Origin of the sequence: Salinimonas lutimaris (genome assembly GCF_005222225.1) — a bacterium.
In the GTDB taxonomy this organism is placed as follows: Bacteria; Pseudomonadota; Gammaproteobacteria; order Enterobacterales; family Alteromonadaceae; genus Alteromonas; species Alteromonas lutimaris.
Map to the genome: position 1 here is coordinate 3,225,970 of NZ_CP036536.1, position 18,574 is coordinate 3,244,543.

18 protein-coding genes are annotated in these 18,574 nt (G+C 52.1%); 6 read left to right on the top strand and 12 right to left on the bottom strand.

All coding sequences use genetic code 11. The features are described from left to right. The first annotated feature begins 2 nt into the window (after positions 1-2). Positions 3-1,022, top strand: coding sequence for a UDP-glucose 4-epimerase GalE (gene galE / locus EZV72_RS14235; RefSeq protein WP_137167853.1), 1,020 nt, complete (start codon positions 3-5; stop codon positions 1,020-1,022). A 78-nt stretch (positions 1,023-1,100) separates the two neighbouring features. Here galE and EZV72_RS14240 read toward each other — a convergent pair whose 3' ends face one another. Genes EZV72_RS14240 through ccmA form a run of 10 tightly spaced genes read right to left on the bottom strand, consistent with a single transcriptional unit; the run spans position 1,101 to position 8,986 of the window. Then, positions 1,101-1,889: an MlaA family lipoprotein gene (locus tag EZV72_RS14240; RefSeq protein WP_137168770.1), complete on the bottom strand. Its 789-nt coding sequence runs from the start codon at positions 1,887-1,889 to the stop codon at positions 1,101-1,103. Positions 1,890-1,903: 14 nt separating this feature from the next. Further along, positions 1,904-3,202, bottom strand: a complete 1,299-nt coding sequence (ccmI, locus tag EZV72_RS14245) for a c-type cytochrome biogenesis protein CcmI (RefSeq protein ID WP_137167854.1) — start codon at positions 3,200-3,202, stop codon at positions 1,904-1,906. Next, positions 3,202-3,645 (bottom strand): cytochrome c-type biogenesis protein, encoded by a 444-nt coding sequence (locus EZV72_RS14250; RefSeq protein ID WP_137167855.1) that lies wholly within the window; start codon positions 3,643-3,645, stop codon positions 3,202-3,204. Before EZV72_RS14250 ends, ccmI begins: the two co-directional genes overlap by 1 nt. Next, entirely contained in the window at positions 3,642-4,229 is a 588-nt protein-coding gene (locus tag EZV72_RS14255; protein WP_137167856.1) for a DsbE family thiol:disulfide interchange protein, read from the bottom strand. The genes EZV72_RS14250 and EZV72_RS14255 overlap by 4 nt, the downstream gene beginning before the upstream one ends. After that, the gene (locus EZV72_RS14260) at positions 4,226-6,238 is read right to left on the bottom strand and encodes a heme lyase CcmF/NrfE family subunit (RefSeq protein WP_137167857.1); all 2,013 of its coding nucleotides are present in this window, start codon (positions 6,236-6,238) and stop codon (positions 4,226-4,228) included. The genes EZV72_RS14255 and EZV72_RS14260 overlap by 4 nt, the downstream gene beginning before the upstream one ends. Next, positions 6,235-6,720, bottom strand: a complete 486-nt coding sequence (gene ccmE / locus EZV72_RS14265; RefSeq protein WP_137167858.1) for a cytochrome c maturation protein CcmE — start codon at positions 6,718-6,720, stop codon at positions 6,235-6,237. The genes EZV72_RS14260 and ccmE overlap by 4 nt, the downstream gene beginning before the upstream one ends. Beyond that, a complete protein-coding gene (gene ccmD, locus EZV72_RS14270; protein WP_137167859.1) occupies positions 6,717-6,953 on the bottom strand; it encodes a heme exporter protein CcmD in 237 nt (78 codons plus the stop codon). The genes ccmE and ccmD overlap by 4 nt, the downstream gene beginning before the upstream one ends. After that, positions 6,943-7,701, bottom strand: coding sequence for a heme ABC transporter permease (locus EZV72_RS14275; protein ID WP_137167860.1), 759 nt, complete (start codon positions 7,699-7,701; stop codon positions 6,943-6,945). The genes ccmD and EZV72_RS14275 overlap by 11 nt, the downstream gene beginning before the upstream one ends. Next, the gene (gene ccmB, locus EZV72_RS14280) at positions 7,701-8,369 is read right to left on the bottom strand and encodes a heme exporter protein CcmB (protein ID WP_269747624.1); all 669 of its coding nucleotides are present in this window, start codon (positions 8,367-8,369) and stop codon (positions 7,701-7,703) included. The genes EZV72_RS14275 and ccmB overlap by 1 nt, the downstream gene beginning before the upstream one ends. Then, complete coding sequence (gene ccmA, locus EZV72_RS14285; RefSeq protein ID WP_137167861.1) at positions 8,366-8,986, bottom strand: cytochrome c biogenesis heme-transporting ATPase CcmA; 621 nt, start codon at positions 8,984-8,986, stop codon at positions 8,366-8,368. The genes ccmB and ccmA overlap by 4 nt, the downstream gene beginning before the upstream one ends. Before the next feature lie 163 nt (positions 8,987-9,149). On the opposite strand from ccmA, the gene EZV72_RS14290 reads away from it, so the two are divergent. From EZV72_RS14290 to EZV72_RS14300, 3 genes are read left to right on the top strand one after another with little or no spacing between them, the layout of a single operon-like run. Then, on the top strand, positions 9,150-11,228 hold the full coding sequence (locus EZV72_RS14290; protein ID WP_137167862.1) for a flagellar hook-length control protein FliK: 2,079 nt from the start codon (positions 9,150-9,152) through the stop codon (positions 11,226-11,228). Further along, positions 11,225-11,548 carry an EscU/YscU/HrcU family type III secretion system export apparatus switch protein gene (locus tag EZV72_RS14295; protein ID WP_137167863.1) on the top strand — a complete coding sequence of 108 codons (324 nt, stop codon included), beginning with the start codon at positions 11,225-11,227 and terminating at the stop codon, positions 11,546-11,548. Before EZV72_RS14290 ends, EZV72_RS14295 begins: the two co-directional genes overlap by 4 nt. A 28-nt stretch (positions 11,549-11,576) precedes the next feature. Further along, the gene (locus tag EZV72_RS14300; RefSeq protein WP_137167864.1) at positions 11,577-12,260 is read left to right on the top strand and encodes a hypothetical protein; all 684 of its coding nucleotides are present in this window, start codon (positions 11,577-11,579) and stop codon (positions 12,258-12,260) included. A 143-nt stretch (positions 12,261-12,403) separates the two neighbouring features. On the opposite strand, the gene recA is transcribed toward EZV72_RS14300, so the two are convergent. Continuing rightward, positions 12,404-13,438, bottom strand: coding sequence for a recombinase RecA (recA, locus tag EZV72_RS14305; protein WP_137167865.1), 1,035 nt, complete (start codon positions 13,436-13,438; stop codon positions 12,404-12,406). Positions 13,439-13,594: 156 nt separating this feature from the next. Further along, on the bottom strand, positions 13,595-14,125 hold the full coding sequence (locus tag EZV72_RS14310) for a CinA family protein (protein ID WP_137168772.1): 531 nt from the start codon (positions 14,123-14,125) through the stop codon (positions 13,595-13,597). A 117-nt stretch (positions 14,126-14,242) separates the two neighbouring features. Here EZV72_RS14310 and mutS point away from each other — a divergent pair, with 117 nt between their 5' ends. Together mutS and EZV72_RS14320 are read left to right on the top strand one after the other, a co-directional pair. Next, on the top strand, positions 14,243-16,792 hold the full coding sequence (gene mutS, locus EZV72_RS14315; protein WP_137168773.1) for a DNA mismatch repair protein MutS: 2,550 nt from the start codon (positions 14,243-14,245) through the stop codon (positions 16,790-16,792). 147 nt (positions 16,793-16,939) lie between these two features. Continuing rightward, positions 16,940-18,571 carry a CTP synthase gene (locus EZV72_RS14320; RefSeq protein ID WP_137167866.1) on the top strand — a complete coding sequence of 544 codons (1,632 nt, stop codon included), beginning with the start codon at positions 16,940-16,942 and terminating at the stop codon, positions 18,569-18,571. The last annotated feature ends 3 nt before the right edge of the window (positions 18,572-18,574 follow it).

Genomic DNA, 18,574 nt, shown 5'->3' on the forward strand with positions numbered 1-18,574 from the left:
TGATGAAAACCATTCTTGTAACCGGCGGCGCCGGCTATATCGGCAGTCATACCACGTTACAATTACTGGAGCGCGACTTTCAGGTTGTCGTTCTGGATAACCTGGCCAACGCCAGCCCTGAATCTTTACGTCGGGTAGAGAGCCTGACCGGCAAGTCGGTCACCTTTGTGCAGGGTGATATCCGCGACACCGCCGTACTGGATGACATTTTCAGTCAACACGACATTCACGCGGTAATTCACTTTGCCGGCTTGAAGGCTGTGGGTGAGTCGGTTCAAAAGCCGCTGGAATATTACGAGAACAACGTATACGGCACGCTCACGTTATGTAAAGCAATGCGCCAGCACAACTGTAAAAACATTGTGTTTAGCTCTTCAGCAACAGTTTACGGCGACCCTGCCGCATTACCACTGCGCGAGGACATGTCGACCGGTCAGCCAACTAACCCCTATGGTATGTCTAAACTGATGGTGGAAAATGTACTGCGCGATCTGTATGCCTCAGATGACGAATGGAATATTGTGTTGTTGCGGTACTTCAACCCGGTGGGTGCGCATCCGTCTGGCCAGATTGGTGAAGATCCTAACGGTATTCCGAACAACCTGATGCCGTATATCTCGCAGGTCGCCACCGGTAAGCTGAAACAACTCAGTGTATTTGGTGATGACTATGATACGAAAGACGGTACCGGCGTACGCGACTATATACACGTAGAAGACTTAGCCAACGGCCACCTCAAAGCACTGGACAGAATTGATTTGTCGATGGGACTGGATGTTTATAATCTGGGCACCGGTCAGGGATATTCGGTTCTGGAGATGGTCAACGCGTTTGAGCAGGCTTCCGGTCAGACTATCAATTATACACTGGCCCCGCGTCGTAATGGTGATGTGGCAGCCTGTTATGCCGATCCGACTAAAGCCGCACAAGAGTTGAACTGGCATGCCGAAAAAGGCCTGCAGGATATGTGTAAAGACGTATGGCACTGGCAGTCCAATAACCCTCAGGGTTACGCCAAATAGCCATAGCGCTTACTCATCAATACTAAAAACCCGGCTATGCCGGGTTTTTTATGCTTGTCTCAGTCTGCCAGGCAAGGTTTATTCTTCACCCTCGTCATCCAGCAGGGATTCAAATTCAGCAAAGTCTTCCTGCTGTTGCTCGGTGTCTACTGCCTGACGACCTACTTCGCCATCGGTGACCCGAAATTCCAGATTCTGGAAGTACGCATTTTTCACAAAATTGTACTGATCAAACGAGTTTTCCAGCTGCTGCTCCTGGTCAATCAGCGATGCTCTGGCTTCCAGCAAAGATACTGCAAAAGCAGCAATAGAATAGGTGCCGTTGATTACGGTATTCGGATAAGTATAGCCATCAGCAACCCGACCAGTAAAGCTACGTGGATCAGACGGACCTAAGCCGGGTAACATCAGAAACGGGCCCGTTTCCACGCCCCACACTGCCAGCGTTTCACCAAAGCTTTCGCGCTGACGTTCAATACCAACTTTACTGGCCACATCAATCGTGCCCAGTAAGCCTACTGTTGAATTAATCAGAAATCTGGCCAGGCTGTCCATCCCCTGATCAAAGTCGCCCTGTAACAGATTATTGGCAAAGTTGGCCGGCTCTTCGAGATTGTTGGCAGCATTTAGCAGGCCGGTACGGGCAAACTGCGGCATTACCGTGACATACCCCACCGTCACCGGACGAATCAGGTACGCATCCAGATACTCCCAGTTAAAGGTCCACATTTCCCGGTTTACTGACTCAAACGGATCACGGGGATCAGACACATTGGCGGGATTATTTTCTTCAGCCCGCTCTTCGGCATTGTTTGACGCACAACCAGACATGATGCCTGACATCAACAAGAGGCTGAACAGCCACATGCGTTGTTGTTTAATCACTGTAGTTCCTTATTTATCACAATTTTATGCTTTGCATGGGCCTTGTCCCCCAGTGAAAGCGTTATTTCGCCCTGCCAGTCTCCGGCGCTGGCCATTACGTCCTTATCTTCAGAAATCCGTGCAATAATCCTGACATCAGAAAGCGTGGACAATGTGTAAGCCGGCAGCATGGCGCTGCTGTTATCTAGTGTTACCGTAACCGGAAATGCTGATAGAGGCTGCCTGACAACCGCCGCTGGCATTTTATTCTGCGAGCGGGCATCCTGAGCAAATACAATCAGGTATCCGCTCGCCGGGATGTTATCTGTAACCCGTTCAGATAACTCAACGGTCACTGTCACGGTATTGTCAGTGGTGCTTTCATTAGTCCGGGCAGCGGATTTTGGTTCACTGCTATTATCAGCGACTGACTGCTGACCAACCTTAGCGGCATCGGATTTCATTTGTGTGATCCTGGCCGACAATGAGGTCACAATATCACTGTTTGCCGGCAGCGCACTACGCACCTGTTCAAAATACTGTTCAGTGGTAGCCAGGTCCCCAATCTTAGCGGAAGCCACAGCCAGCATCAGGGCATACTGCTGGTTGTCCGGACTGGAGGTCAGCCGCGCTTTAAGCACATTCTGCGCAGTCACAATCTGGTTGCGCTGGTCAGTGGCCATTAACAGTTGTATGTAAGTGGTTACTACTGACATGTTATCGGGCACAAGGGCATAGGCTTTTTCCAGCGCGGCAACAGCTTGTGATGTCTGATTGACCGAGCCCAATAAACGGCCCAAGAACATCCACCCCTGAGCGTCATCCGGCTCATGCTGTAAACGCTGGCGAATCGCCAGAATCAGATTTTTTATATCTGTTGCTGAAAAGTCACTGGCTTGGCCACTGCTGAGTTTTTGCGACAGCGTCGGCAATGCTGCCACAGCCTGCCGGGCACTGGCAACCTGGTCAAGCTGATTAACCTGATAATACGTTAACCCTCCGGCAACAAGTGCAACCAGCGCCCCTACCGCCACAACCAGGCCACTGACCCGTCGCTGACGGGCTGGCTTCCGGTTGTTTTCATCATCTGCCAGCGACAGTTTGAGTTCATCTATTGCCTGTTGTTTATCCTGCTCACTGATGATGCCTTCACTCGCTTCCCGGTCTATTTCCTCAAGACGCTGACGCACCAGGGCAATATTATTGGCAAAGCGTCCTTTGCCGGATTGTCTGTGCCATACCCAAGGCAACAAAACACTCAGCACCAGCAATGTGAGCAACACCGCAGCGCCTATATGAAAACCATGCCACGACATTATTTATCCCGCTCCAGCAGTTGATCGGCCTTTTGCAAACGGGCCCTGGTGTCGGCGTCAGCCGGGGCTGAGCGCTTTCTTAACACCAGAATCAGGCCGCCCAGCGTAAAGAGCACTGGCAGCACCCATAGCCATACCGTTGCCACAGTGACCGGCGGCTCGTAATACACAAAGTCACCATAACGGGCTTTCATATAATCGATAATTTCCTGCTCAGATTTGCCCTGTCGAATCAAGCTGGCCACCTTTCGCCGCATATCATGGGCAATCATGGCATCGGAGTCGGCAATATTCTGATTCTGGCACATCGGGCAGCGCAGCTCTGCCGTCAGGGTTAAAAACAATGCCCGGTCCTGTTGTGAGTTAAAGTTATACCGGTTATCTGCGCTGATGGCCGCTGTACTGAACAATAGCAACAGCAAACTGCATACAAGTGACTTCATTGGCTGCCCCCGGCTTCTTGCACCAGTTGCTGATACATCGGACCCACCTTATTGTTCCAGACCCGTTCGTTGATATCGCCTACGTGGTGCATTCTCACAGTACCATTTGCATCGATAACAAAATGCTCCGGTGCGCCGGTCACACCCAAATCCAGAGATGTGTCCCGCTGCACATCGAAAATGTTAAAGGCATACGGGTTGCCATACTGGGCCAGCATTTCGGCGACTTCGTTTTGTACATCAATAAGACGTTTGGTGCCAAAATCAGGGTCCAAATCCTGGTCAAAGTACAATCCGACAAACCGTACCCCCTGCTCTTTAAGCTGCGTCAGATAGGGCATTTCCACCGCACAGGTTACACACCACACGCCCCATACATTTAAAATGGTGACCTGACCAGTCAGATCCTCCGGGGTGTACTGCTGCCGGGGATTCATCAGATCGGGCAGCTGAAACTGGGGCAATGGCTTTCCGTTTATCTGTGAGTCCAGCGCACGGGGGTCCGAAAATAATCCTTTAAACAAAAACACTGCCATCGTTAAAAAAATGATGAGCGGTATCGCCACAACCAGACTTTTTTTCATGCCTGCTCTCCTGCCAGTTCCCGGGTTGACGCGCCAGACTGCTGAGCGGGATTACGTTTGATTCTGGCCAGTTTGCTCATCCGGTATCGTTTGTCACTGATAGCAAGAATACCACCGAGCGCCATAATGGCTCCTCCGCCCCAAATCCAGATAACAAAAGGCTTGATATAAATGCGTACAGCCCAGGCACCATCATCGAGGGGCTCACCCAGCGCCACAAACAAATCCCGGGTCAGTGTGCTGTGAATAGCCGCTTCGGTCATTGGCATTTTCTGCACCTTATAAAGTCTTTTTTCCGGATGCATAATGGTTACCTGTGCCTGTTCGCGGGTCACCGTAAACTGTCCGCGGTCGGCATGATAATTAGGGCCGTCATGAGTACTCAGCGTATCAAAGGTAAAGGTATAGTCTGCCAGGGCAATGCTGTCGCCCGGCGCCATACGAACATCCCGCTCCTGTTCGTAATTCGACACCAGAGTAATTCCTATCAGGGTCACCGCAAACCCGACATGCCCGAGGATCATGGCCCAGTGACTGCGGGTCAGCTGACGAAGGCGGGCTGGTTGACTAAGCGCAGGATTCATCGCTGCAATACGCTGGCGCACTTCCTGAACAGAGGAGACCAGAATCCAGAAGGCCAGAGTCATTCCTAAAATAGCCATATACGATTGCTGTGAATGGGCAAAAAACAGCAGCAATGCAGCACTGATGCTGATACCGGCCGCCACCAGCAGTTGCTTCTTCAGGGCCCCGGCTGATTGATTTTTCCAGCGCACCAGTGGTCCCAGTCCCAAAATAAAAACAAACGGAACAATCAGATACACAAACATTTTGTTGAAAAACGGCGCACCGATGGAAATGGAGCCCAGCCCCAGCTCTTTATGCACCAGAGGAAGCAATGTCCCCAGCAGCACAACTATCGTTGCGGCGCACAAAAACAGGTTATTGCCCATCAGCAGCACTTCTCTGGAAAATGCCTGATACCGGCCGGTGCTGCGCAGTGAAGAGGCTCTGGCTGCGTACAGCAGCAGCGCACCACCTGACAAGACAATCAGAATCCCCAGGATAAAAAGACCACGGGCCGGATCGCTGGCAAAAGAATGCACCGATACAATGACCCCGGAGCGTACTAAAAATGTGCCCAGAATACTTAACGAAAAAGCCCCGACCGCCAGCAGTACTGTCCAGGACTTAAATACTTTGCGCTTTTCTGTCACGGCCAGCGAGTGCATCAGAGCAGTCCCCACCAGCCACGGCATAAACGAGGCATTTTCCACCGGGTCCCAGAACCACCAGCCACCCCAGCCAAGCTCGTAATATGCCCACCAGCTGCCCAGGCAGATCCCTACGGTTAAAAATGACCACGCGGCAATCACCCAGGGCCGTGACCACCGGGCCCAGGTTGCATCCAGCTGACCGGTAATTAAGGCAGCCACCGCAAAGGCAAAAGCCACGGCAAATCCGACATATCCCATGTACAACATGGGCGGATGGATGATCATGCCAAAATCCTGTAGCAAAGGATTCAGGTCCTGCCCATCGATCGGGAAAAAAGGCAGCAGGCTATCAAACGGGTTAGAGGTCAGTAAGATAAACAGGTAAAAGCCAATAGACACCATTCCCAGCACAGCCAATACCCTGGCCACCATTTCTGTGGGAATACTGCGACTGAAAATAGCCACGGCCACCGTCCAGCCGCTGAGCATCAGTACCCACAGCAAGAAAGATCCTTCATGCCCGCCCCACACGGCAGTAAGTTTAAAGTGCATGGGCAGATCGCTGTTGGAGTGCTGAGCCACATAAGCCAGTGAAAAATTATCAGTGGCAAAGGCATAGGTCAGACAAACAAACGCCACCGCGGTGAAAATAAACATTACCATAGCCAGAGGCCGGGCCATTGCGGTCAGTCTGGCATCACCACTACTGGCGCCCCATAATGGATAAACCGCTAGCAGAATCGCGCTGACCAGGGCCAGCGTCAGAGCAACATTACCTAACTCAGGGATCACGTTTTATCTCCGCTGGCTGCCGGATAGGCATTGTCGGGTTTTTCATGCCGAATCCCTTTCATTTTCTCGGCCAGTTCAGGGGGCATGTATTCTTCGTCATGTTTGGCCAGTACTTCGTGGGCCTCAATCACGGTGGGTGATATCAGCACGCCCGTGGCCACAATACCCTGCCCTTCCCGGAACAGATCGGGCAGGATGCCGTGATAACGGACGGTAACCGGCGCACCGGTATCGACCAGATCAAACTCCACATCAAGGGTCTGCACATCGCGATCCACCGTGCCGGGAACCACCATGCCACCAATGCGTAAGCGCTGACCTACCTGAGGTTTCTGGCCCTGCTTGCCATCAACCACCTCAGACGGGGTGTAAAACAGATCAATATTATCGGTCAGCGCAAACAGCATCAACGCAATGGCCCCGATAACCAGCACCGCTATACCGCCAATAATACCCAGCCGCTGTTTTTGTCTTGGATTCATGATAACTCCTCGTTACGCGCGGGCTGCGCTGCTGTTGACTGACGTTGTCGTGCTGCCTGAATACGCGCCCGGCGGTGTTGCTCCTGTCCGATAGCCTGTATCAGCCGTTTGCGCTCCCAGCGCGAGATGCCTGCCAGCAGCGCCAGACTGATGCCGGCAACACCAAAAGACAACCAGACATATAACCCGTATCCGCCCATCGCTACAAAATCACTGAAGGATTCAAACTGCATTGCCCGACTCCCTATCCCCCGCCACCAGCTTCAGTACCCAGGGGCGCTGACTTTCCCTGCGTAAAATTTCGGTTTTTAACCGGGCGCAGGTAAGCGCGCCAATAAATGCTGCCAGCCCCAGAATATTGAGCAGCAACGGCCACAGCATCTCAGGCGCAATGGAAGGTTTATCAAACTTGGTAATCGTGGCCCCCTGATGCAGCGTATTCCACCATTCAACAGAAAAGTGAATAATCGGCACATTAATCACGCCCACCAGCGCCATTACACCGGCCGCCTTGCCGGCTTGCTGTTTATCATCAAACGCGCCGTAAAGGGCTATAACACCAATATATAAAAACAGCAAAATGAGCTCCGACGTCAGTCTGGCATCCCATACCCACCACGCGCCCCACATCGGCTTGCCCCAGGCGGCCCCGGTAAACAAAGCAATAAAGGTCATCACCGCGCCTACCGGCGCCATCGCTATCATCGTCATGTACGCCGTGCGCCACTGCCACACAATGCCCACCAACGCAGCGACTGCCATAGCCACATAGGTACTCATCGACAACATGGCCGCCGGCACATGAATATAAATAATCCGGAAAGAATCGCCCTGCTGATAATCAGCCGGTGCAAATACCAGTCCCCATATGGTACCGGTAAGCAGCGCTGACACAGCCACCACGGTAAACCAGGGCAGCAGGGTGGAGCACAGGCCGTAAGCCCGCTCTGTTTTTGCATAAGGATGTAACCATTTCCACATCAGTGTTGACTCACTTTTAAGGCATAGGCAATGGCAAAGGGCGCCAGGGCAATAGCCAGTAACAGCATAGCGCCTATAATGGCCAGTTGTGGCAAGTAGGGCAACTGCATGGCGGCAGCTTCCACGGCCGAGGTGGCAAAGATTAGTAACGGAATAAAAACCGGCAGCAACAACAGCGATAACAATAAGCTACCGCGCTCAAGGCCCACGGTCAGCCCCACCGCAATGGCACCAATCAGCGACAACAGCGGTGTGCCCAGAACCAGAGTGGCCAGTAAGGCAACATACATGGGCAGCGAAAGATTCAGAAACAGAGCCAGCAATGGCGAGAGCAGTAACAGGGGAACAATACTGACCAGCCAGTGCACCAGTACCTTGACCCCGGCAATCAAAAACAAAGGTTGTCCGCTTAAGGTCATCTGTTCTAAAGAACCATTTTGAAAGTCTTCGCGAAATAACCGCTCCATACCCATCAACGACGACAGGATGGCGGCAATCCAGATAACCCCCGGGCCGATTAACTGCAGCGTGGCCGGGGACGGACTCACGCCCAGCGGGAACAGGGTCACCACCATCAGTAAAAACATCAGCGGCTGGGCCAGTTCCGCTTTTTGCCGAAAGGCCAGTGCCATGTCCCGTTTGAACACCCCCTGATACAAACAGCTCACCAGCGGTACTCCAGTTCAAGTGTCTGAAAGTCTCCGGCATGCTGCGACAGCGCCTGATGCGAGGTCAGCATAACCATCCCGCCCCGGTCAACAAAGTCACGGATTTTGGTTTCAATCATCTGCACACCCTGTACATCGAGCGCCGTAAACGGTTCGTCCAGTAACCAGATTGCCGCAGGCTTTAGCCACAACCGGGCCAGTGCAACCCGGCGCTGCTGGCCCGCCGACAAAGATTTCACCGGCAGGGTTTCAAGACCCACCAGGCCAAGCTCATCCAAAATGGCGAGGCGCTGCTGCTCGGTGCTGCTAACCCCATGCTGGGCGCACCAGTAGGTCAGATTATCCAGCGCACTTAAATTTGTACTCAGGCCGCTTTTGTGGCCGATATAAATAAGCTGCTGGTAATAGCGGGCATCTAGCGGCTGACCATTCCACAGGATCTGCCCGCTGGCAGGCTGCGACAAGCCGGATAAAATACGTAACAAACTGGTTTTGCCCGCGCCATTAGCCCCCTTCAGATGCACCAGTCGGGCCTCTGATAAGGTAAAAGTTAATGAATCAAACAACAGTCGGTCCTGTTTTAAACAGGCAATACCGGATGCAACTAGCTCTGGCAAAAAAGCGCCTTCCAAATAAAAATAACCACAATGCACACAAGGTGTCAGCTTAACATATAATTAACCAGTCTCAGTGGCCTATGCACGGAATTATACTGCTGATTTTAATTAATGTTTTTCAATACTTATTAAGACCTGAACCGTCCCGGCCGATAACACCAGTATGACGATACCTATTCAGATAAGCCAGCTTAACCCGTTATCCCAGTTTGCCGGACATATTCCGGACGGGACCGCGCGTTTGCCGGTGACCGATTCTGCTGCCGGATTACAGGTCAGCGTGACCCTGCAACAGGCTTATCTTAGCCTCAAACTGGCGGGTCAACAGGGGCGTCTTTATTCTACTGAGCTTCCGCCTTCATCAACAGCGGAGCTCACCGGAACCCGTTTCATAGGCAAAGACAGCCCGTCCACCGGCTTACTGTCTCAGTTATTTCCGGTTAAACATACCGTGGCGCTGACCACCACCGCCCAGGCCCAGCTTGCTGCCCGTCTGGCCAGTCAGACCACAGCGCAGGCGCTGCCCGCAGTCTCTATGCAGGTCTCCGGGTTAAGTGGCCACATTCTCAGCCTGTCGGCGCTAACGCCTACAGCAGCATTGCGATTACCGCTGCCCGGTACTCTACTTTCACAGTTAACCCTCGAGGGGCACTCTCTGCCATCTTCGGCCACACTCAAAATAGCGGACAACGGTCGTTCTGTTCAAGTGACTTTGGATAAAGCGCACCAGGCTTCGGCATTTAACATACCGTTGCCCACCCGGGCAGACCAGCAGGCAGTAAAACAGGCCATGCTTTTGCAGCAACTGGCTACCGGCGGTGTGCAGATTGCCACTCAGACAACCGACATACAGCAGGCGATTAAACCGGCCCTGCCAGCCAGCCTGATGAATCAGGTTACTCAGCATCACGCAGCCCGAATTGAATTAAATGGTAAATACCTGAACATTCATACACAGCAGGCCCGTCCCTTAGCCAGGTTAACTTTTTCGCCGGAGATAGCCGCCCGCTTACCGTCTGTTCCGGCTCCCGACAGTGCAAGCCGCTCGCTGCTCACATTGCCGCTGAGCACAACAAAGCCCGCGGCTATGTCCGGGGGCAAGACAGGGGCGTTGCCCACTGATACACCGAACGCTGATAACACCAAGATGCAGGCCAGAGAAATGCTGCCCGGTGAGCAAAAGCTGTCCGGCAGCACTTCATCCGCTCAGCCTGACCCCGCGCATTTTTCAAAGCCGTATGCCCAGCTTATTCAGGGAAAAATACAGGCTCTGGCCCGTCAGCTATTGGCAGATACCGGCTCAACCAACAAAGCGCTGGTCTCTTTGCTATCATCCCTGCACCAGCTGTCAGACTCACACCAACATCCACAAACCACAGGACAGGCACGTGAACTGGGCAATCGTTTACTGGCCTTACTGCCCACTCCGGCTTTAAATCATCAAACCAGTACCGCCGGTATGGCGCTTTCCACTGAGCCTGACCCGGCAAAAGAGACCCAGGCACAACCTGCCGTGTCCGTTGATAAATTAAAATCTTTGTTAACGGGACCGGAGCTGCTACTGACGCCTTCAATGCTCACCTCACCGGCTCCTGCGAACACTTTTGTCGGCGCTCTGGTCTCGCTGTTACAAATCACGCTGGCTGGCCGGGCGCTAATTAAGCACCCTGAACTGGCCAAAAACAGTAGTATATTATCGAGCGATTCAACCGGTTCTGCCGACTCCCGGATCACCGCCCGAACTGCCCGGGATTTTGCTACACTGGATGCCCAGCACGATACCATTAAACAGATAAAAACATTGCTGGCTAACCAGCAGTCTGCCCGGTTAGGCAATGCTGAGGCCAGATTACAGGGGCAGGAGCAACTGTACTTTTTGTTGCCGGTGGCCTCACACCGACAATCGCCTACCGAGGTTCTGATTAAACGAGATAATCAGCATCATCATGAAAATGATAAAAATGCCGACACCAGCAGTCGTATCTGGAATCTGACCATGAAACTGGACGCCGGTACTAGTGGGCAAATTCTGGCTAAGACCAAAATCAGCGGTCCTTCGATTGAGCTAAATCTATACACCTCTACTGACGGTCTGCTGAATACGATACGCGACACCCTGCCCTACTTGTTGCGCCGGTTAACCGCGCACGGACTCGAAGTGGCCGGCAGTTCTGTTCAGCGCGGACAGATCCCGACTACCCTGGCCCAGCATAATTACCATCTTTTTGAGACACTGGCATGAGTGACACATCTTCCCAAAATTCAAAACGGGCGATTGGCTTAAAATATGCCCAGGGCAGTGACAAGTCAGCACCGCAGGTGGTGGCCAAAGGTCATGGCGATCTGGCGCAGGAGATCATTGCGGCGGCCACCGAAGCTGGCGTACTGGTACACGAAGATCCCTATCTGGCGGATATTCTCACCACCCTGGACCTGGGGCAGGAGATTCCTGAATCCCTGTATTATGTGATCGCCGAACTAATTGCCTATTCCTATGTGTTACAAGGCAAAACGCCTCAGGGCTGGGAAGAATGTGCAGCGCGCCTGGATCAGCTGATATAATCTGTTTTTTACATTTTTGGATAACGTGATGCGATATTGGTTAGGGGTAACATTACTGCTAATAATAACCGGCTGCGCGCAGCGTTCAGTGATATTGCACAAGCAAACATTAAACACACAACAACAGGCGCGAATTGTCTCCCTGCTCAGCACCTATGACTTTGCCTCTGACATGTCTGATGAACGGGCACCGCCTGATATTGAACCGCCCGTACTGCTAATCGCACCCGATGACACTGCGTCTCATTACCACACGTTAGTGCAAGCTATTCAGCAGGCCGGATGGCCGTCACTCACCGTACAATCAGCACCACCATCAACAGGTCTCAATCAGGCGCATTTATATTTGCCTGACAGCAATACACCTGTCCTGCGACAAATCACACAACAAAAGCTGATTACTACCTATAAGGCTTATCGGTGTGATGAAAAAGCGAAGCTGAGTTTACAGGCCAACCAGCGCTTTATTTTAAAACGTAAGTCTTTGGATGGTGAACGCCGGGAGCCCAACATCACCGGGCAATGGACAATCACACAATGGCCCTATATCAGACTCACTGCAACATCGCCCTATATGGAACAGTTTCTTGAAATCTCGGAGCACATCGAGCAGGAAGGTCATCGTCAGTTTCGGGTGATTTCACTGCGCCCGCTGGAAGTCAGCCGCTTATACACCCCCTGTATTGTCAGCGATGCCATGCGCATAGACTGACATCAGTAGCAACACTGTCTTTCGATGAACAGCCCAAGAATAAGGCGATTAAAAAAGCCCGTTACAGTCACACTGCAACGGGCTTTTGAATAAGCAAACTACCTTGAGCCGACTTTATGCGTTACATAGGGCTCTGTGGATACTTATAATGTTTCTTCTGATTCGCCTTCGGTTGGCTCAACACGTGGTGTTTTAGACAACAGTTCTTCGCGAATCTTAACTTCAATCTCTTGAGCAATCTCAGGATTATCTTTTAAGAAGTTAATGACATTGGCTTTACCCTGACCAATTCTGTCACCGTTATAGCTGTACCAGGCACCGGCTTTATCCACCAGTTTCTGTTTTACACCCAGATCAATCAGCTCAGCTTCTTTACTGATTCCTTCGCCATAGCGAATCATAAATTCAGCTTGTCTGAATGGCGGCGCTACTTTGTTTTTCACCACTTTGACCCGGGTTTCGTTACCAACAACCTCATCACCTTCTTTTACCGCACCGATACGACGGATATCCAGACGTACTGATGAGTAGAATTTCAGCGCATTACCACCGGTTGTAGTTTCAGGGTTACCAAACATCACACCAATCTTCATACGAATCTGGTTAATGAAGATACACAGGGTGTTTGTGCGCTTGATATTGCCGGTCAGTTTACGCAGTGCCTGAGACATCAGACGTGCCTGCAAACCAACGTGAGAGTCACCCATTTCGCCTTCGATCTCCGCTTTAGGCGTCAGTGCTGCTACCGAGTCCACAATCACAACATCTACCGCGCCTGAACGCACCAGCATGTCGCAGATTTCCAGTGCCTGCTCACCCGTGTCTGGCTGAGATACCAGCAGATCGTCAATGTTCACACCCAGTTTTTGGGCATAAATTGGATCCAGTGCATGCTCGGCATCCACGAATGCACAGGTTTTACCTTTTTTCTGGGCTTCAGCGATAACCTGTAAGGTCAGCGTGGTTTTACCCGAGGACTCAGGACCGTAGATTTCTACCACCCGGCCACATGGCAAACCGCCTATACCCAGCGCAATGTCGATACTTAGCGAGCCGGTAGAGATAGACTCAATATCCATCGCCTGGTTGTCACCAAGACGCATGATTGAGCCTTTACCAAATTGCTTTTCTATCTGGCCGACAGCGGCCGTAAGAGCTTTTGATTTATTGTCGTCCACAAATACTTCCTTTGAAGTGAGAAGCTATGGTTTACCAGCGCACCGCTCATATTAAGCTGACTCAGCTGACCACGCTTATAATCGAATCAAATAATGCCTGCATTTTATACTGTACAATTATACAGTTTCAAGCGCTATTTATGAATTTTGTTTACGCTACAAGTCTTCACCGAAGGTTTCAACTAGCCAGTCGTTCAGGTAGCTGAGCGCAAAGGCAGCTGCGCGATCCCGCACCGCTGCGCGGTCGCCGCTGAATTGCTGATGTACTGTGTACACCCGCTTATCCAGAACAAAGCCAAACCATACGGTACCCACCGGTTTTTCTGCCGAGCCGCCATTGGGTCCGGCGATACCACTGATACTGATCACACAGTCTGCGCCCGATTTTGCCGCCGTGCCCCGGGCCATTTCAGCCACACATTGCGCAGAGACCGCCCCATATTCCTGCAGGGTTTGCTCGCTGACCCCCAGCAAGGAACTTTTGGCCTGATTAGAGTAAGTAACAAATGACTGATTAAACCACGCCGAACTGCCATCTACCGAGGTCAGCGCAAAGGCCAGTCCGCCCCCGGTACAGGACTCAGCGCATGAAACAGTCATATTTTTGGCCGTTAAGTAACGCCCAACCTGTGCTATTATCCGCTGCGCTTCAGGCGCAACACTAATGGTTGAAAAACCCTGACTCATATCAATAATACAAAGCTTATTTTCTTTGTTTGCAGTGTACCATTTCATCGGCATCGGCACATCCGTGGTACGTTAAGTTAATACAATATCGAGGCACTTTTGGAACAACATACTCCCATGATGCGCCAGTATCTGAACATTAAGGCGCAGCATCCCAATATCCTGCTTTTTTACCGCATGGGCGATTTTTACGAGCTGTTTTATGATGATGCAAAACGCGCCGCCCAGTTACTGGATATCTCCTTAACCGCCCGGGGCAAGTCCGGCGGTGATCCTATTCCGATGGCCGGTGTCCCTTTTCATGCAGTGGAAAGTTATCTGGCCCGGCTGGTCAAAATGGGCGAGTCGGTCGCTATTTGTGAGCAGGTCGGCGATCCGGCCACCAGCAAAGGTCCGGTGGAGCGTCAGGTGCAGCGTATTGTGACCCCCGGCACCGTGACCGATGAAGCCCTGCTTGAAGAGCGTCAGGACAACGTACTGGCAGCGATTTGTATGCAGGGAGAAATTTATGGATTATCCACACTGGATGTGACCAGTGGCCGTTTTCTGGTCAGTGAATGCCGTGGTGATGAAGCGCTTCTGGCTGAATTACAACGGATTAACCCGGCTGAGTTGCTCTACCCTGAAGGCTTTGACAGCCTGGCCCTGATCGAGCGTCGCAAAGGTATTCGCCGTCGTCCCGAATGGGAGTTTGAGCAGGACAGCGCGGTTGAGCAGCTTAATAAACAATTTGGCACCCGCGAACTGGCGGGCTTCGGAGTGGAAAATCTTACCGTCGGACTGGGTGCGGCAGGCTGTGTTCTGCAATATGTTAAAGACACCCAGCGCTCAGCCCTGCCCCATATTAATAGCATTCAGCAGGATGTACAGGAAACCCGGGTTCAGCTTGATGCCGCCACCCGGCGGAATCTGGAAATTACCCAGAATATGAGTGGTAACCATGAACATACCCTGTTTAGTATCATGGACACGACCGCAACGGCGATGGGCAGTCGGATGCTGCAGCGTTACCTGCACTCACCGATCACCGACCGCCATGAACTGAACAGCCGACACGATGCTATTGAGACCCTGATGGATGCGCCGGATCTGCCGCTTGACGATCTGCTCAAAGGCATTGGCGATATAGAGCGGGTGATGGCCCGGCTGGCGCTGCGCTCGGCCCGCCCCCGGGACTTTGCCCGTCTGCGTAATGCATTTAACAGCCTGCCGACTCTGCACGACACACTGGCACCGCTCAATAATGCCCTGCTCAATACCCTGAGCCAGCAGATTGGTACTTACCCGGAGCTGCAGGAATTACTGAATCAGGCTATTGTGGACAACCCGCCCGTGGTTATTCGTGATGGTGGCGTGATTGCCGCCGGTTTTAACAGCGAGCTGGATGAACTGCGTGCCTTGTCTCAGGGAGCGACGGATTATCTGGATGCGCTGGAGCAGCGCGAGCGTGAACGCTCCGGCATCAGCACGCTGAAAGTCGGTTACAACCGGGTTCACGGCTTTTTCATTGAAATCAGCCGTGCCCAGAGCGAACTGGCGCCAGCCGATTACATCCGCCGACAGACACTGAAAAATACCGAGCGATACATCACGCCTGAACTCAAAGAGCACGAAGACAAGGTGCTGACCAGTCAAAGTCGTGCCCTGGCGCTGGAAAAGCAGCTGTATGAAAAATTATTTGATGCCTTTCACCCGTATCTGACTCAGTTGATTGAAACCGCCGCTGCGCTGGCCAAGCTCGATGTAATCCAGTGTTTTGCCGAGCGCTCGGTCGCACTGGATCTGCACCGCCCTACCCTGACTCTAGATCGGCAAATCAGTTACGAACAGGGCCGCCATCCGGTGGTGGAAAGTGTGATGGACGACCCCTTCATTGCCAATCCGCTGTCGCTGACCGAACAACAGCGTATGCTGATCATCACCGGTCCTAATATGGGCGGTAAATCAACGTATATGCGGCAAACCGCGCTGATTGTTTTGATGGCCTATATTGGCAGCTTTGTGCCTGCCGAGCAGGCCCGAATCGGCCAAGTGGATCGGATCTTTACCCGGATTGGCGCCTCTGACGATCTGGCTTCCGGCCGCTCCACGTTCATGGTGGAGATGACCGAAACCGCCAATATCCTGCACAACGCCACTGAGCATTCACTGGTGCTGATGGATGAGATTGGCCGGGGCACCAGTACCTATGATGGGTTGTCACTGGCCTGGGCCTGTGCCCACTTTCTGGCCAGCAAAATTAACGCCTATACCCTATTTGCCACGCATTACTTTGAATTGACGCAACTGCCGGAGCAGCTCGACGGAGTGATTAACGTGCACCTGGATGCGGTTGAGCATGACGAAAGCATCCGTTTTATGCACAGCGTGGAGCAAGGCGCAGCCAGTCAGAGCTACGGACTTCAGGTAGCTATGCTGGCCGGGGTGCCCAAGCGTGTTATTCAGGCTGCCCGTCACAAGTTACATGAGCTGGAAAACCTGAAAAGCGTAGCGGCGCCTGTTTCGGGTGCTACCGACAACCCGGCTGGTAACCAGGCACAGACCCAGCTGGATTTTGCCCCCACGGTCAGTGAGCTTGAACTGGCTATGGAGAAAATCAATCCGGACGATCTGACCCCCAGACAAGCCCTTGACCTGCTGTATTCACTGAAAAAAATCAGCCAGTAAACCGTCTGCGCGGCCCAAACAGGCAGGCAAACTGATTGTTTGCCTGCCTGTTCTTGGGTATACTATTGCGCCGTCCAAGTGTTAAGAATTTTTATCCAAATTCCATAAACACACATTACCCATAAAATCCAACGCCTTAGGTTTCGCATGACAAACTATATTTTCGTCACAGGTGGTGTTGTATCATCGCTAGGTAAAGGTATTGCTGCTGCATCGCTGGCTGCAATCCTGGAAGCGCGTGGTCTTACCGTCACAATGCTAAAGCTGGATCCGTATATTAACGTTGATCCAGGCACTATGAGTCCCATCCAGCACGGTGAGGTTTTTGTCACCGATGACGGTGCTGAAACTGACTTGGATTTGGGTCACTATGAGCGCTTTATCCGCACTCGCATGTCTAAACGCAACAACTTCACAACCGGCCGGGTTTATGAAGAGGTGCTTCGTCGTGAGCGTCGTGGTGATTATCTTGGCGCCACCATTCAGGTTATTCCGCATATTACCAACGAAATCAAGCGCCGGGTGATCGAAGGTGCTGAAGGCCACGACGTGGCTATTGTTGAGATCGGCGGCACGGTAGGTGATATTGAGTCTCAGCCGTTTTTGGAAGCGATCCGTCAGCTGGGTACCGAAATTGGCCGTGAACGCGCCATGTATATGCACCTGACACTGGTGCCGTATATGCCGGCCTCCGGCGAGGTAAAAACCAAGCCCACCCAGCACTCGGTAAAAGAGCTGCGTTCTATCGGTATACAGCCCGATATTCTGGTATGCCGCTCAGTAGGCGCGCTACCAGCCACAGAACGTTCCAAGATTGCGCTGTTTACCAACGTCAATGATAAAGCCGTTATTTCACTAAAAGACGTCGACAGTATTTATCGTATCCCAGCGGCCCTGAAAGCGCAGGGTATGGATCAGCTTGTGGTTGACCGTTTTGGTCTGCAATGCAAAGAAGCTGATCTGACCGAGTGGGAACAGGTACTGTACGCAGAGTCTAACCCGACGGCCGAAGTCAACATCGGTATGGTGGGTAAATATGTAGAACTGCCCGACGCCTACAAATCGGTAAATGAAGCATTAAAGCACGCTGGCTTGAAAAACCGCCTGACCGTTAATATTCATCATATAGATTCGCAGGATATTGAGAGCAAAGGCACGCAAATGCTGGAGCAGCTTGATGCGATTCTGGTACCAGGCGGATTTGGTGAGCGCGGTATTGAAGGCAAAATTATGGCTGCCCGTTATGCCCGTGAAAACAAAGTGCCTTATTTAGGTATTTGTCTGGGTATGCAGGTAGCACTGATTGAGTACGCCCGACATGTTGCCCATATGGAAAATGCGAACAGCACAGAATTTGATCCGGACACGCCGTATCCGGTTGTGGGTCTGATCACTGAATGGCTGGATGCAGATGGCAGCACCGAAGTTCGTACTGAAGGGTCTGACCTGGGTGGTACTATGCGTCTGGGTAGTCAGCTGTGTCACCTGATTCCGGGTACAAAAGTGCATGACATGTATGGCAACGACGAAATTTATGAGCGTCACCGCCATCGCTATGAAGTGAACAACAACCTGCGTGATCAGATCGAGCAGGCGGGCCTGAAAGTGAGTGGTTTGTCCACTGACAAACGCCTTGTAGAAGTGGTAGAGATCCCTGAACATCCCTGGTTTGTTGCCGGGCAGTTCCACCCGGAGTTCACATCAACTCCGCGTGACGGACACCCACTGTTTACCGGGTTTGTAGCGGCAGCCGGCAAGTATCAGAAAGAAAATCATTAATTT

What these genes read in the sequence shown, in the direction of transcription:
- galE (WP_137167853.1), top strand. Translation starts at nt 3, where the DNA reads ATGAAAACCATTCTTGTAACCGGCGGCGCCGGCTATATCGGCAGTCAT.
- EZV72_RS14240 (WP_137168770.1), bottom strand. Translation starts at nt 1,889, where the DNA reads ATGTGGCTGTTCAGCCTCTTGTTGATGTCAGGCATCATGTCTGGTTGT.
- ccmI (WP_137167854.1), bottom strand. Translation starts at nt 3,202, where the DNA reads ATGTCGTGGCATGGTTTTCATATAGGCGCTGCGGTGTTGCTCACATTG.
- EZV72_RS14250 (WP_137167855.1), bottom strand. Translation starts at nt 3,645, where the DNA reads ATGAAGTCACTTGTATGCAGTTTGCTGTTGCTATTGTTCAGTACAGCG.
- EZV72_RS14255 (WP_137167856.1), bottom strand. Translation starts at nt 4,229, where the DNA reads ATGAAAAAAAGTCTGGTTGTGGCGATACCGCTCATCATTTTTTTAACG.
- ccmE (WP_137167858.1), bottom strand. Translation starts at nt 6,720, where the DNA reads ATGAATCCAAGACAAAAACAGCGGCTGGGTATTATTGGCGGTATAGCG.
- ccmD (WP_137167859.1), bottom strand. Translation starts at nt 6,953, where the DNA reads ATGCAGTTTGAATCCTTCAGTGATTTTGTAGCGATGGGCGGATACGGG.
- EZV72_RS14275 (WP_137167860.1), bottom strand. Translation starts at nt 7,701, where the DNA reads ATGTGGAAATGGTTACATCCTTATGCAAAAACAGAGCGGGCTTACGGC.
- EZV72_RS14290 (WP_137167862.1), top strand. Translation starts at nt 9,150, where the DNA reads ATGACGATACCTATTCAGATAAGCCAGCTTAACCCGTTATCCCAGTTT.
- EZV72_RS14295 (WP_137167863.1), top strand. Translation starts at nt 11,225, where the DNA reads ATGAGTGACACATCTTCCCAAAATTCAAAACGGGCGATTGGCTTAAAA.
- EZV72_RS14300 (WP_137167864.1), top strand. Translation starts at nt 11,577, where the DNA reads ATGCGATATTGGTTAGGGGTAACATTACTGCTAATAATAACCGGCTGC.
- EZV72_RS14310 (WP_137168772.1), bottom strand. Translation starts at nt 14,125, where the DNA reads ATGAGTCAGGGTTTTTCAACCATTAGTGTTGCGCCTGAAGCGCAGCGG.
- mutS (WP_137168773.1), top strand. Translation starts at nt 14,243, where the DNA reads ATGATGCGCCAGTATCTGAACATTAAGGCGCAGCATCCCAATATCCTG.
- EZV72_RS14320 (WP_137167866.1), top strand. Translation starts at nt 16,940, where the DNA reads ATGACAAACTATATTTTCGTCACAGGTGGTGTTGTATCATCGCTAGGT.